The organism is Caldicellulosiruptor naganoensis (genome assembly GCF_026914285.1).
In the GTDB taxonomy this organism is placed as follows: domain Bacteria; phylum Bacillota; class Thermoanaerobacteria; order Caldicellulosiruptorales; family Caldicellulosiruptoraceae; genus Caldicellulosiruptor; species Caldicellulosiruptor naganoensis.
The window spans coordinates 383,361-396,582 of sequence record NZ_CP113864.1 but is presented as its reverse complement, the minus strand read 5'-3'; the positions used below and the strand labels follow the sequence as shown (position 1 = coordinate 396,582).

Here is a 13,222-nt window from a genome sequence, read left to right as displayed (position 1 = left end):
CCTTTCATATGAAAGTGATTTATTACTTTATCTATTATATACCTATGTTCGAAAAATAACAATGTGAACATTTATTTAGTTGGTTCTTTGGTCAGAGAATAACTTTACTGGAGTGTGGAGTATAAATTTTAATCCAGTAGTTTTTTTCAAGAGGTATAAATTCAATGTTATCAACAAAAAGAATACCTTGAAGTTCAACTCTATTTTTCTGATTGTTAAAGAGATATTTACCATTTTGTTTCACAAAATAGATGTATTCTAATAACTGGTAAAGGCCTTCCATCATGTATTCCCTATCTGTAGTATATTTCACCTCTCCAATTACCAATTTCATCAATTCGCCATTGTCTTTATTGCGAATTTCTATTAGAATATCAGGCCTACCACTCCAAAAACTGTCATCAGAAATATCTCTGCTGCCAAAAATACAAAGAGCCAGTTGTTTAGCCATTTTCTTTGCATTTGTATATCTTTTGAAATACTCATTATCTACATCTTCCACCTCTTCAAACCCCACTTTAAACATAATGTCTTTTAAATTAGAAACATTGTGATAAAGATGATACTCAAATACCTCATCTTCCCACATAGCAATTTTATTATTTTTCCCATCTACAACAAATAACTTTTCATCTGAAGCGTTATCCCTCAAAATTCTAATTATCCAGTAGAGTTCAAACAACGTACTGTCATCAGCCACTTCAATAAAAGTTTTCTCAAATAGATTTTTTATTTCTTCCTCTTCTAAATCAAGCCGCACAACTCTTCTATATTCTCTTAAAAGCTTTGCAGCTTGGCTATATAAATTATTTCTGTGCTTTGAAACCATTTCAATCATTCTATCTGTTATCTTTGCATGGTTAAGGTCTATTTTACTTAAGTATGAATTTTTTTCATACAGTTCCTTAACAATTTTATTTATCTCTTTTCCCCTTTCATACCATTCAAATTTAGTAAACCTTTCCATACCAATATCCAGAAATATAGTTTCATACAATACTCTTACGAATTCCTTCAAAACAAGGTTTTCCTTTGTACTATACAGTTTATTTGTCTGATTGCAACACAAGAGTGTTGAATCTTTACAATTTTGGTTAAACCTCTTTATAAGTGTCTTCTGCCAATTTATCTGACCTTTAACTTGAACATGATTTGTTTCTTCACTTAGAATGGTTGAGACTTTTAATTTTCTTAGCATACTTGGAAGATTTAATACAAAATCTCTCACTTCTGATTTTAGTAAAAAATGAATTTTCAATAGGTCTTCTATCCTATGAATATTCAAATTCAATTTGTTTAAAAAAGTAAACAGTGACAATTTGCCGGATTTGAGGTAAATAATTAAATGGTCTTTAATGGCTTCATAAAGTACTTCCTTTGGTGTTTTCATAACTATCACCCATTGTCAAAAGCTAATGCCAAAAAAATCACTTACAAAATCTTTTAACTTTTCTTTCTGCTTTGCAAAATCATCGACTTCACTTTGACATAATTCTTCCACAAAGTTTTTTATCTCATTTTCTAAAAGTCCTTCAAACTGTGGTAAAATATACAAAATTACTGCAGAAGTATAATCCCCTTCAATGCTTACATATCTTGCTACATCTTCAACAATTCCTGGCCCAATTTTTCGATATCTATTAGTAATTTCCCAAACCTTTGCTAAACCCTCTTTTAAGCTAATGTTGTTAATGCTCTTGTCTTCTATTCCCCAAATTCTTAAATACTTCTCTACAAGTTCACCATCAATGTTTTTGGGAATGGTAACAGGAATGAAGGCAAATCTTCTCATGAATGCATAGCTCATCTCATAAAGAGAAGTTTTGTCATATGTATTCATTGTCCCAATTATTCTAAAATCTCTCGGCACTATATATTCATGGTCTTTGGGATAGATATCGTCATCACCCTCTTGAGGCCTTACAATTATGTTTTCTCCTTCCTTGGTCTTAAAACTCAGAATTACCCTTTGACCTGTTATCACTGAAAAAAGAGCGCCAAATGCCTTGTCTATATCTGCTCTGTTAATTTCATCAATGATTAGCCATTTATTGGTAAGTGTTTTACTATTTTTGTCTTTAAAAAGCCTCAAGAATACTCCTTCATCAAAGAACAGACTTCCATCAATGTCAGGCTTATATCCGCCAATTGTATCATATGTTGACCAATCCGACATAGCTGTAACCATTTCATACTCAACACCATAACTTTTGCATATTTCTTTTGCCAATTTTGTCTTGCCAGTTCCAGGTGGACCAATCAAGATTATATGCTTACCAGATTTTAGTGCTGTGGAGATTCTTTTGAGTAAAACCTCTTCATCTTCGAAAAATAAATTTTCTATTCTTAGGGTTTTGTCAAAATCAACACTTATTTCAAGCTTCTTTCCTTCCTGAGTACTCACTTCATTGTGTTGTTCCAAATAATTAAGCTCTTTGAATCTATCAAAAACATCAACAAGCTTTTCTTCAACCTTTGAAAAAGAAAAATCTTCTATATTTGTAATAATCTCAATATCCTCTGTTTTCCCATTTATTCTTCGTTGCAATTTTGAACCAACATAAAGGCCATATCTCACTCCTTTTGCACTCACATCAAAAAGCAGTTGTGCTGATGTTTTGTGTGTCTCTTTATCCTTAGGATACAAAGCAATCCCACATATTGAAGATCCAAAATTAGCCGGTCCTTCAAAGTCGCAGATGTATTTGTTTTCTTTGAATTCAAAATCAGAAAAGTGTTCTATTGACTTTAAAGCATTGTAAATTTTCTTTAACTCAATATTTACTTTTTCCTTGAATCTGTCATAATAGAAGGGAAATAAAATTCCAAAATCAGACCAGGATTTTAAGATATTTTTTTCTGATTTGTTTTGAATGTCATTTTTCAGCTTCTCAAAATCTTCAACTGTTATCTTCTTGTTTTGCAAAATCATATCAGCAACCTCGAATCTTATGAGATTTACTTTTTCTTTTTCTGAATATTTATTTTTTAAGTACGCAATATAATCTTCTGGAAGATTATTAATATAATCAATAAATTCTGTAATATCCTTTTCAAAAGTATGAAGCATTTTTGCATGACCATACAGATACTTGACAGCTATCTTACACATTAACTGTTTGTAAGATGTGACACAGAAAATAAAATCTTGAGTATCTAACATAGAAGGGTTTTTCATATAGCCTTTTTGTACAAAGTAATCTGTCAAAATTTCACATATTGAGTAGTAATTGTAATACTTCTCAGCGACATCTTTTGAAAATTCACCAATTCCAAATGACTCAAGAAAATCTTTAAAAGCATCATCCTTATACAAAGGATATCTACGCATATCGTATCCTGCCAATAAATATCCAACAAGTGGAGTGCCAAAACTGCCCCTGGGTTTGTAATCTTTAGCACTATCTATAAACCTTTTTATTCTCAGATTCAAATTTGCAGAGTCTTCATATAAAAAGTTTAAAAGTTCAGCCACTTTAAAAGGGTCTTGCATTGCAAAATTGAACAAATCAAACAAACATTTCCAATGAACAAAACTTCCGCTTGGGGGATTTTGATTTTGAAATTCTTTGATGACTTCCAAGACATTTTCTGCTGTAATTCTTTTGTTGTTTAAATAATCATTGAGTTTTTTCAAAACCAGCTCTTTGTATTTTTCTCCATATTCGTTACTTTCTTTAAATTTTAAATACTCCTCCACAGCTATATCTATATAATTATCTTGGAAAAGCTTTCCTTTCACATCTTCAACCTTCATTTTAATCTATGCCCCCAAAGTTGTGTTGTTTTTCCTTTGACTTATTTTAATGTTATTATAGCACATTATTTTTACTATTGGTGCCACAAAATCCTCAAATATCTTTTTAATCTTAACTTTTGCTTCAAATCTTGAAACCTTCTTTATACATTTGTCCATCTTCTATCTCAAAACTTTTCAACACAATAACACAATATTTCTTTACATATTGCCATTGAATTCTTCTTGACTTCTTCCTTAAAAACCTGTCTTTGTGTACAATACTCAATTAAATTTGTGCATATTAACTATTTTTAAAAAGCTAATCTGATTGTGATTAGTTCAGATATTATAATAATTTCAAGAGGTGTTATATCAAAATTTAATATCGAAAGGAGTGTGAGACTTTTTTCCACAAGAATCAAACATATTCCTCATAATATCTATAAGAAGGTGGAAAACGGATGCAACTTGCTATATCTGGACCTTTCAGAGCTCTGAGGCACAAAAACTACCGGTATTACTGGTTTGGGCAGGCAATATCGGTAATTGGTTCATGGATGCAGAACATGGCAATGCAGTGGCTGGCTTTAGAGCTTACAAATTCAGCACTGCTTCTAAGTATTGTCACAGCTATAGAGCAGGTCCCTGTTATGATTCTTTCCCTTTTTGCCGGTGAAATCTTGGACAGAAAGCAGAAAAAAAGAGTAATTCTGATCACTCAAATCCTTCTTTTATTCTTTGCCTTTGTTTTATTTTTGATTACATACACAGATGTTGTTCAGTATTGGCACTTAGTGGTTTTAGCCCTTATGAGAAGAGTTGTTACAACATTTGACAATCCCGCAAGGCAATCTTACATGATAATTCTCGTTGGAAAAGAGGACTTGCCAAACGCTGTTGGTCTTAACTCTATGATTTTCAACCTTGCAAAAATCATAGGCCCTGCTGTTGCAAGCTTGGTAATATCAACAGTTGGAATTGAAATGTGTTTTTAGCAAACGCTATAAGTTTTGTGCCAATCATTATAGGCGTATTTCTGATTGACGCCAAAGAACCTCAAAAAGAGGAAAATGATAAAAGTGTTTTTGCAGAGGTGATAGAAGGGCTAAAGTATGTGTATAAGACCAAAGTACTTGTGTGAGCAATATCGCTTGTTTTAATCATGGGCACATTCATACTCAATTTTAACGTTCTTATCCCTGTGTATGCAAAACTTGCTCTGGGCAGAAATGAAACAGGTTTTGGACTTTTAATGTCATCGATGGGAATTGGATCACTTATAGGCGCATTTTTGACAGCTACAAGAAGAAAGGAAAAGATTAATCTAAATCTTCTTTTTAAATTCATTCTTTCTGTTTCACTGGTTTACATTCTTCTGGGAATAAACAAAAGCTATAAAGTTGCTTGCGTGCTATTTGTGCTTGTTGGTCTTCTTGCAATAAGTTTTAACACAAGCGCAAACGCACTTTTGCAGCTTTCATCAAGCGACGAGTTCAGAGCAAGAGTACTGAGTATTTACTTTCTTTGCAATGCTGGAACAACACCAATTGGCAATCTATTTACAGGTACAATTTCACAAAAAATCTCTCCCTGGGCTGGGTTTTATATATCCGGCCTGGTTACTATTGTTTTAACCACAATGGTTCTTATCACCACATTTAAGAGAAAGTCCCTTGAAAAAACTAAATAATTTTAATCAGCACCATCAAAAACGGCATTATTACAACTGAAAACACAGTGGAATATGTAATCATAGCAGTAGCAAATTCATAGTCACCATTATATACTCTTGAAATTATAGCTGAATTTACCATCACAGGCATTGCAGACATTATGATAAACACATCACGCATGAGTTTAGGAACAGGAATAAAATGTGAAAGAAGCCAAGTGATAAAAGGTGTGACAAGGAATCTTCCTGCAAATACCAAAATGCTATCTTTGTCAAATCTAAAATTTTTAAACCCCATCTCGTACATTGTTATACCCACACAGAAGATGGAAAGGGGGGTTGTAAGTCCTCCTACCATTTTAAAACTGTCAAATATAAATTTTGGAAGCTTTATCTGCAAAAGTACAAGACCAACTCCTATCAAAAATCCAATCAAAGGCGGGTTAAATATGCGCTTTAGAGTATCTATACTCAAAACCTTTTGATTTTCGGTTTTGTTGTCTCGGATAATCCCATATACACCTAATGTCCACCATATTGTAGTGTTTGCCATGTAATAAAGCAGTGTATAAGGTGTTGCGACATCTCCAAAAAGCGCAAGAGACATAGGAAGCCCTACAAATATCGAATTTGAAAGCGAAAATATGGCTGCAAAAAGACCTCTTCTGTGAGCTTTTACATTTGCAACTCTTGCTATTATCACAGCCATACTGTAAGAAAGCAGGATTGATAAAAATGGAATCAAAAGCCCTCTTGCTGAATGTTCAAGCTCATTTTTTGTAAATGTTGAGGTGAGGTTTGCTATCATATAAAGCGGCAGCGACACATTTACAACAACCTTTGCAAAAAGGTCTGATACTTTTGAGTCAAACCACCTGTACTTTGCAAGAAAATACCCGAGCATAAGAACAAATAAAATCACAAGTACTCCCTGAATGGCATTTAAAAATGTATACAACAACATTTTTTGCCCCCTTTAAAACTTCTATTTGTAAAAAAGGACAGTTTTCAAATTATTATACCATCAAAAATTTCATTTGGTAGACAATATTTGATTGTCACCATACTGACAACTGGGGCAACTCATAAGTCTTAAAACGGTGCATGGGCTTTATTGGTCTTGGAAACATCTTTGGGCTTTTAAATTGGAATGATTCTAAAATTGGTAACAACAAGCCATTTTCGTGTTTTGGCAGACCAACACCATCCGCCCTGGATGAAGAGAAAGAGCAGCATAAATATTGCAGGGTGTATTAAATTTTTCAGCAGTTGTTTATAACAAAATATCAAGGTTTTGTAATTTTTCTTCCTAAACTACAATATCTTGATAATAAGGTTATCTCCGTTCTTTTATCTATTCGTGATAACACTTTTTGGGGCTATTAAAGAGTAAAGTTTTGTGGTAAAATTTAATAAATCTTACAAACAAAAAGAAAAAGTGGTGTTAAATTCAAATGAAGCAAGAACAAATAGCAGCTCAGCTTTTCACGCTGCGCGAGTTTTTAAAAACTGAAGAAGATATATACAATACTTTAAAAAAGGTTAGCAAAATTGGGTTTAGATCTGTACAAATTTCAGGTATGGCTAAGATTGACACCTATAAGCTAAAAAACATGTTAAATGAATTTTCCTTAACAGTTTGTGCAACACATACCCCTTTTGAAAGGCTGAAAAACGAAATTGAATCTGTAATCGAAGAGCATAAGATATTAGGCTGCTATCATATTGCAATCCCATCTGCTCCAGACGAATTTAAAAGTTTTGAAGGAGCACTTGAATTTGCAAAAGAGTGCAATGAAATTGGAAAAAAGTTAAAAGAAGAGAATATAGTGCTTTCTTATCACAACCACAGTTTTGAGTTTAAAAGATATGACAGTAAAACATGGCTTGAGATTTTGATTGAAAATTCAGAGCCACAGCTTTTAATGTTTTAAATTGACACTTACTGGGTTCAATTTGCTGGAGCAAGTCCTGAAAAGTGGATACGAAAACCAAAAGGTCGAATTCCACTTGTTCATTTAAAAGACATGGGAATGCTTGAAGATTTTAAGCAAGGTATGTTTGAAGTAGGTTTTGGGAATTTAGACTGGGATGGAATAATAGATGCTTGTATTGATGCAGGTGTTCAGTGATATATAATTGAGCAGGATATCTGTCAAAGAAGTCCTTTTGAAAGTTTGAGACTCAGCTTAGACTTTTTAACGAAAAATTATGTAAAGTAAAAAAAACCTTTCAAACATAGATAAGATAAGAACAATCAAGGGGCTTTTAGCACAAATTCTGTGCAAGCCCCTTTTTTTCCTATTTAGAATCCTTTACCTTTTATCTTTTCAATCTCCTTTAAGACCTCATCGTCACTTTCAAGAGGGAGCTTTACAGGTTTCCCTGTCAGGCTTGAGAGATAAATGGCAAGTATTATTTCAACAGGATGTCTTCCTTCCTCAGCAGGGATAAGTGGTTTTGTTCCGGTTTTTATAGCATTTATTACATCTCTGTACTGTCTTACATGTCCTTCTTCTTTGATTGCAGCAGAAGATGCACCAGCAGAGCCATCTTCCTCTTTTTTGTAGATCTCCAAATATTCCTTCTCAGACCCATCTTTGAAGTAAAGACTTTCAAGCCTGGTGTTAACAGCTATTGCAGAGCCTTTTTCACCAAAAATCTCAAGCCGCGTTTCAAAACCTGGATATGCACTTGTTGTTCCAACTATCTCACCTATCGCCCCATTTTCAAACTTGACCACTGCAACAGCTCCATCTTCAACCTCTATTCGCCTATGTGCCCTTGTTGTGCAGTATGCAAAAACCTCCACAACCTTTCCAACAATCCACTGAATCATATCTATGTAGTGTATAGACTGGTTCATAAGCGCACCACCTCCATCTAAGCTCCATGTACCGCGCCAGCTACCGCTGTCATAATATTCCTGAGACCTGTACCATTTAGTATAGCTTGTTGCTAAAACAATGTTTCCAAACTTTCCTTCTGCTGTGAGCCTTTTTAAAAGCTGCATACAATCGCTGTACCTGTGCTGTGAAATTATAGAAATCACCACGTTGTTCCTGTTTTGAGCTTCTATTATTTTGTCAGCTCTAGACAACGTTATATCCATTGGCTTTTCAACAATCACATGTTTTTTTGCGTCTGCTGCCAAGACTGCCATGTCAGCATGCATACCAGAGGGTGTGCAGACAGATACAACATCAATCTCAGGATCAAGAAGCATCTTTTCATAGTCAGTATATATCTTTTTTACACCAAAATCTTGAGCAAGTTTTCTGGCTCTGTCTTCTGCCACATCGCACACAGCAACAAGCTCTGCATCACTTGAAAGAGCTGAGATAGCAGTCGCATGTGTCTTTGATATAACCCCACAGCCCGCAATAGCAAACTTAAACTTTGACATTTCAACTCTCTCCTTCCTCATCGATGATCTTTTTAATTGCCCTATAAGCCTTTGCAAAGTTTTCAGGCCCACCACCAGGAAGGTTATTATTAAGATGAGGCTCTATTGACAAAAACCACAAAAACCTCTCCTCTTTAGTGCAGCTATCACGTCTTTTATCCTTCCATCACTTTCACCTGCAACTGTGACACTCCCGTCTGAAAATTTTGCATCTTTTACATGCACGTACTCAATATAATCCTTTAAAAGCTCAAATGCGTGAGGATAGACCTCTACTTTGCACTGAACAAAATTTGCCGGGTCAAATGTTGCTCTCAAATTGGGTGAGTTGATTGTGGAGAGGATTTTAAAACACCTTTCGGCACTGCTTCCATATTTTCCTTTTCGTTCTTGTAAAGAAGAACAAGATTTTCTTTCTTAGCAATCTCAGTAAACTTTGAAAGCCTTTCTATGACGACATCTGTATACTTTTCTTCTTCACCCTCTGGAACATAAAACGAAAAGATGCGTATGTACCTTGTCTCAAGGATGTGGGCAAGCTCAACGATGTGCTTGAAAAGATCAAGATACTTTTCGAAGTCGCAGTTTACATCAACCTTGCCGATTGGAGCCCCTATTGCTGAAACCTTTATACCACTGTCTTTTAACTTTTTTAAAACTTCCTTTGCTTCATTTTCAGTATAGTCAGCAACGCTTTTGCCATTTGCAGAACGAAACTCTAAATATTCAATACCATGCCTTTGCAAAACCTCTATTTGCTCATCTAAATTGCTTGCTATCTCATCTTCAAATGCCGAGAATATAAATTTATACACTTTCTTTTGCGCCCCCTTGTTTAAATTCCATTTTGCACAAATCCCAACTAAAATGTCAAAATGAAAACGGTTAAAAAATTGGGATTAAGAAAAATTTTTTGTTTTTGTGTGTTTTTAAATATATTATTTTACACCTATCAGTTTCAATTTTCAGCAAAGCAAAAAATAAGCCGGCAAAATTTGCCGGCTGGTTTTATTCTCCTTTGAATTTATATTCATTTTCAATCTTTTTTATCATCGAATCATACAAAAGCTTGGAAAGACCAATCCCACCTTGTTTTGAAGCCTTTTTTGAAACCTCGTCAACAAACATGTCGTTAAAAATATCATCTGCAATACTTTCTTGAAAAAGACCACCTTTGGGAATTGACTTTTGCATCTGCTTAAAAATGGCGGACAACATGACAGCTTCAAATTCCTCACAAGCCTCTTTTAGCTTTTGTTTGTCTTTCTCAGAATACGCTTTTTCAAGCTTGTTTATTACAGAATTATCTATCCCCTGCTGATAACCTGCCTGAATATTAATACTCGGTATCCCGTTCATTGATAACTACCTGCCCCTATTCTTTTATCTCTTCAGGTTATTTGCCATAGAGAGCATATCATCAGCTGTTTGAATAGCTTTTGAGTTAATCTCATACGCTCTTTGAGCAATAATAAGCTTTACCATCTCGTCAACAACCTGTACGTTTGACATCTCAAGAAATCCTTGAAGTATCCTGCTCTTTGGCCCTTCTATCTCCTCTTCAGAAACAGGGTCGCCAGATGCAGCTGATACTGCATATAGGTTTTTACCCTCTGCTAAAAGTCCTTGCGGATTGAGAAACCTTACTATTTTAATCTTAAGCCCTGAGTCCTGAACTCGCCCCTCTGCATCCTTGTATGTAATTCTGCCTGTCTCATCAATTGTAATGCTGGAAATTGCCGTCTCTGGTAGAACAATTTCTGTGTCGCCTTCTGCCAGAACAGGATATCCGTCTGATGTGACAAGTTTTATCTGCCCATCTACATTTGAAACCTTAAAACTACCATCTCTTGTATATCTTGGACCGTTAGGGGTTGATACCACAAAAAATCCTTCCCCCTGAATTGCCAAATCAAGCGGGTTTTCAGTCCTCTCCAAGTTACCTTCTGAAAAGCTCTTTGTGATAGCAGATATTGTCACACCATGACCTATTTGGAGACTTACAGGTTTTCCATCACCTGCAATAACATCTGCTCGTGACAAAGTCTCATACAAAAGGTCTTTAAACTCAGCCTTATCTTTTTTGAAAGCTGTTGTGTTCACATTTGCAAGGTTGTTGGATATGATATCAACATTTGTCTGCTGCGCTTTCATACCCAGAGCAGCAGAATAAAGAGCTCTCATCATCTTGTTCTTTTTCCTCCTTTTTCCTTTCTAATTCTCTTTGCAAGATTACCTCTTGACTACTTTCTCGCAATCTCATTGACAGCCTTCTGCAAAGTCTCATCCTGTGCAATAAAAGCCTTTTGGTTAGCCTCATACGCTCTCAAAACATTTATCATATTAACCATCTCTTGAACAGAATTTACATTTGACCCTTCCAAATATCCTTGTAAAACCCTTCCACTAAAAGCTATCTGCTGACTCTGTGCATCTGCTTCAAAGAGATTATTGCCAATTTTACGCAAAAGAGTTTTGTCTTGGAAATCTACAAGTCTTAATCGGTCCACAAATCTGCCGTCTTGATAAATGTTACCCTGCTCATCAATCCTGATTTTTCCCTGATTTTGCAGTACAATCCTTCCGTTTTGTCCAAGGACACGAAAACCTTCAAGTGTCACAAGCTCACCATTTGAATTTAGCGTAAATGCACCATTTCTTGTATAGTAAACCTGAACTTGACCTGTTTGAGGATCAACTTTTTCTACAGCAAAAAATCCACTTCCTCTTATCGCCAAGTTCAAAGGTTCGTCTGTCTTTATGTAAAGCCCCTGAGAAAAATCGCTAACAATCCTTGAAACGTCTGCTCCGAGTGACATATACCCAATTGCATTGTCGATACTATTTGAAGAGTCATCGTATATCCTGTAGGTCATCATCCTTCTAAAACTTTCAACCTGGGCAATATCTCTTTTAAACCCAGTTGTACTCACATTTGCAATATTGTTAGCAGTCAAATCCATAAGTTTTTGGTTTAGAATCATCCCTGATGCAGATGTGTAAATTCCTCTAATCATCTTACAAAATCCCCTTTTTTACCTTACTCTTGGGTCCTTTATCAAGCTTGATTCCAATTGATCAAGTGCTTCTAACGCCTTTCCTGTACCCAGCGCAACACATGAAATTGGGTCATCTGCAATTCTGGTTGGAATACCTGTCTTTTCAGCAATCAGCTTGTCCAAACCCCATAAAAGACTTCCTCCACCTGTCATGACAATCCCTGTCGAGGTAATATCTGCTGCAAGTTCAGGTGGCGTGTTCTCAAGTACCCTGTGAACAGCTTCAATTATAGCCGACACTGGTTCTTCTAAGGCCTGCAACATCTCGTCTGATGTGACAGTAATTGTCTTTGGAAGACCAGTAAGAAGGCTTCTTCCACGGACCTCCATAGATTCTACCTTTGGTTTTTTGTATGCACATCCTATGTTTATCTTGAGTTCTTCTGCTGTTCTTTCACCAATTGCAACACTGTGCTTCTTTCTTATATATCGGATAATTGCCTCGTCAAATTTATCCCCTGCAACTTTAATTGACTCACTCACAACCGCTCCACCAAGTGAAATTACTGCAATGTCTGTTGTGCCTCCACCAATGTCTATTACCATACATCCCATCGGCTTTGAAATATCAAGACCTGCACCAATTGCTGCTGCAATTGGCTCTTCAATCAAGAATGTCTGCTTTGCTCCTGCTTCATATGTAGCATCCAAAACAGCCCTTTTTTCAACCTCTGTTACGCCTGAGGGGACACATACAACAACCCTCGGCTTGAAAAACACACGCCTGCCAAGAACTTTCCCAAGAAAATACTTTAACATTGCTTCTGTCACTTCATAGTCTGATATAACACCATCTCTGAGTGGCCTTACCGCCACAATGTTTCCAGGAGTTCTTCCTATCATTCGCCTCGCTTCTTCACCAACTGCTAAAATCTGTTTTCTTGTCTGCTCTATTGCAACAACAGACGGTTCTCTCAAAACTATACCCTTGCCTTTGACATATACTAAAACTGTTGCTGTTCCCAAATCGATTCCTATATCTGTTCCAAATGCCATATGCCGCCTTTCCTTTCCTCTTTTTATTTTTGTATATTACCTTTAACAATATTTTAATTTTTAATTTAGATATTTTCAATTAATTTTATTAACAAATTTGAAAACAAAAGAAGAAGGATAACAAGGTTGAAAAGAGAAAAGTATTTATACAAAAGACAAAAGCCGTCAGCTTCTTTGCTAACGGCTTTTCATTCATGTACGAATAGAAATGGTGCCGAAGGCGGGAGTCGAACCCGCACGGCCTCAGCGGCCACCGGATTTTGAGTCCGGCGCGTCTGCCAGTTCCACCACTTCGGCACATAGTTAGTATTTTGATTTATAAGCAAGAATAGTATAGCACAAATTTTTTG

14 protein-coding genes, 1 tRNA gene and 1 pseudogene are annotated in these 13,222 nt (G+C 35.6%); 5 read left to right on the top strand and 11 right to left on the bottom strand.

Features of this window, described 5'->3' with window-relative positions:
* Positions 1-91 precede the first annotated feature (91 nt).
* Both OTJ99_RS01890 and OTJ99_RS01885 read right to left on the bottom strand, forming a co-directional pair.
* A complete protein-coding gene (locus OTJ99_RS01890) occupies positions 92-1,390 on the bottom strand; it encodes a hypothetical protein (RefSeq protein WP_045165460.1) in 1,299 nt (432 codons plus the stop codon).
* Between the two features lie 15 nt (positions 1,391-1,405).
* Entirely contained in the window at positions 1,406-3,757 is a 2,352-nt protein-coding gene (locus OTJ99_RS01885; protein WP_045165461.1) for an AAA family ATPase, read from the bottom strand.
* Between the two features lie 443 nt (positions 3,758-4,200).
* Between OTJ99_RS01885 and OTJ99_RS01880 the strand changes: the two genes are divergently transcribed.
* The 3 genes from OTJ99_RS01880 to OTJ99_RS01870 are packed head-to-tail and all read left to right on the top strand — an operon-like array spanning position 4,201 to position 5,429.
* Entirely contained in the window at positions 4,201-4,734 is a 534-nt protein-coding gene (locus tag OTJ99_RS01880) for an MFS transporter (RefSeq protein ID WP_235374677.1), read from the top strand.
* Positions 4,725-4,880, top strand: a complete 156-nt coding sequence (locus OTJ99_RS01875) for a hypothetical protein (protein WP_235374678.1) — start codon at positions 4,725-4,727, stop codon at positions 4,878-4,880. The genes OTJ99_RS01880 and OTJ99_RS01875 overlap by 10 nt, the downstream gene beginning before the upstream one ends.
* A gap of 60 nt (positions 4,881-4,940) precedes the next feature.
* The gene (locus OTJ99_RS01870; RefSeq protein WP_269015417.1) at positions 4,941-5,429 is read left to right on the top strand and encodes an MFS transporter; all 489 of its coding nucleotides are present in this window, start codon (positions 4,941-4,943) and stop codon (positions 5,427-5,429) included.
* Here the strand turns inward: OTJ99_RS01870 and OTJ99_RS01865 are convergent.
* The gene (locus OTJ99_RS01865) at positions 5,422-6,372 is read right to left on the bottom strand and encodes an AEC family transporter (protein WP_083943540.1); all 951 of its coding nucleotides are present in this window, start codon (positions 6,370-6,372) and stop codon (positions 5,422-5,424) included. The two genes, OTJ99_RS01870 and OTJ99_RS01865, sit on opposite strands and share 8 nt — an antisense overlap.
* Positions 6,373-6,515: 143 nt before the next feature.
* Between OTJ99_RS01865 and OTJ99_RS01860 the strand changes: the two genes are divergently transcribed.
* Entirely contained in the window at positions 6,516-6,668 is a 153-nt protein-coding gene (locus tag OTJ99_RS01860; protein WP_157841359.1) for a hypothetical protein, read from the top strand.
* Positions 6,669-6,865: 197 nt separating this feature from the next.
* A pseudogene (locus OTJ99_RS12950) lies at positions 6,866-7,633 on the top strand (sugar phosphate isomerase/epimerase family protein).
* Positions 7,634-7,716: 83 nt separating this feature from the next.
* Here the strand turns inward: OTJ99_RS12950 and OTJ99_RS01850 are convergent.
* The 8 genes from OTJ99_RS01850 to OTJ99_RS01815 form a co-directional block, all read right to left on the bottom strand.
* Complete coding sequence (locus tag OTJ99_RS01850) at positions 7,717-8,817, bottom strand: Gfo/Idh/MocA family protein (RefSeq protein ID WP_045165462.1); 1,101 nt, start codon at positions 8,815-8,817, stop codon at positions 7,717-7,719.
* A 102-nt stretch (positions 8,818-8,919) separates the two neighbouring features.
* Complete coding sequence (locus OTJ99_RS01845; RefSeq protein ID WP_268748486.1) at positions 8,920-9,135, bottom strand: hypothetical protein; 216 nt, start codon at positions 9,133-9,135, stop codon at positions 8,920-8,922.
* A complete protein-coding gene (locus OTJ99_RS01840; protein WP_268748487.1) occupies positions 9,132-9,632 on the bottom strand; it encodes a sugar phosphate isomerase/epimerase family protein in 501 nt (166 codons plus the stop codon). Before OTJ99_RS01840 ends, OTJ99_RS01845 begins: the two co-directional genes overlap by 4 nt.
* 193 nt (positions 9,633-9,825) lie before the next feature.
* Entirely contained in the window at positions 9,826-10,176 is a 351-nt protein-coding gene (locus OTJ99_RS01835; protein ID WP_045165463.1) for a rod-binding protein, read from the bottom strand.
* A gap of 24 nt (positions 10,177-10,200) precedes the next feature.
* Positions 10,201-11,004: a flagellar basal-body rod protein FlgG gene (gene flgG, locus OTJ99_RS01830; protein WP_045165464.1), complete on the bottom strand. Its 804-nt coding sequence runs from the start codon at positions 11,002-11,004 to the stop codon at positions 10,201-10,203.
* Positions 11,005-11,060: 56 nt separating this feature from the next.
* Positions 11,061-11,834, bottom strand: a complete 774-nt coding sequence (gene flgF, locus OTJ99_RS01825) for a flagellar basal-body rod protein FlgF (RefSeq protein ID WP_045165465.1) — start codon at positions 11,832-11,834, stop codon at positions 11,061-11,063.
* 18 nt (positions 11,835-11,852) lie between these two features.
* Entirely contained in the window at positions 11,853-12,872 is a 1,020-nt protein-coding gene (gene mreB, locus OTJ99_RS01820; RefSeq protein ID WP_045165466.1) for a rod shape-determining protein, read from the bottom strand.
* A gap of 209 nt (positions 12,873-13,081) precedes the next feature.
* Positions 13,082-13,169 (bottom strand) — tRNA-Leu (locus OTJ99_RS01815).
* Between the last annotated feature and the right edge of the window lie 53 nt (positions 13,170-13,222).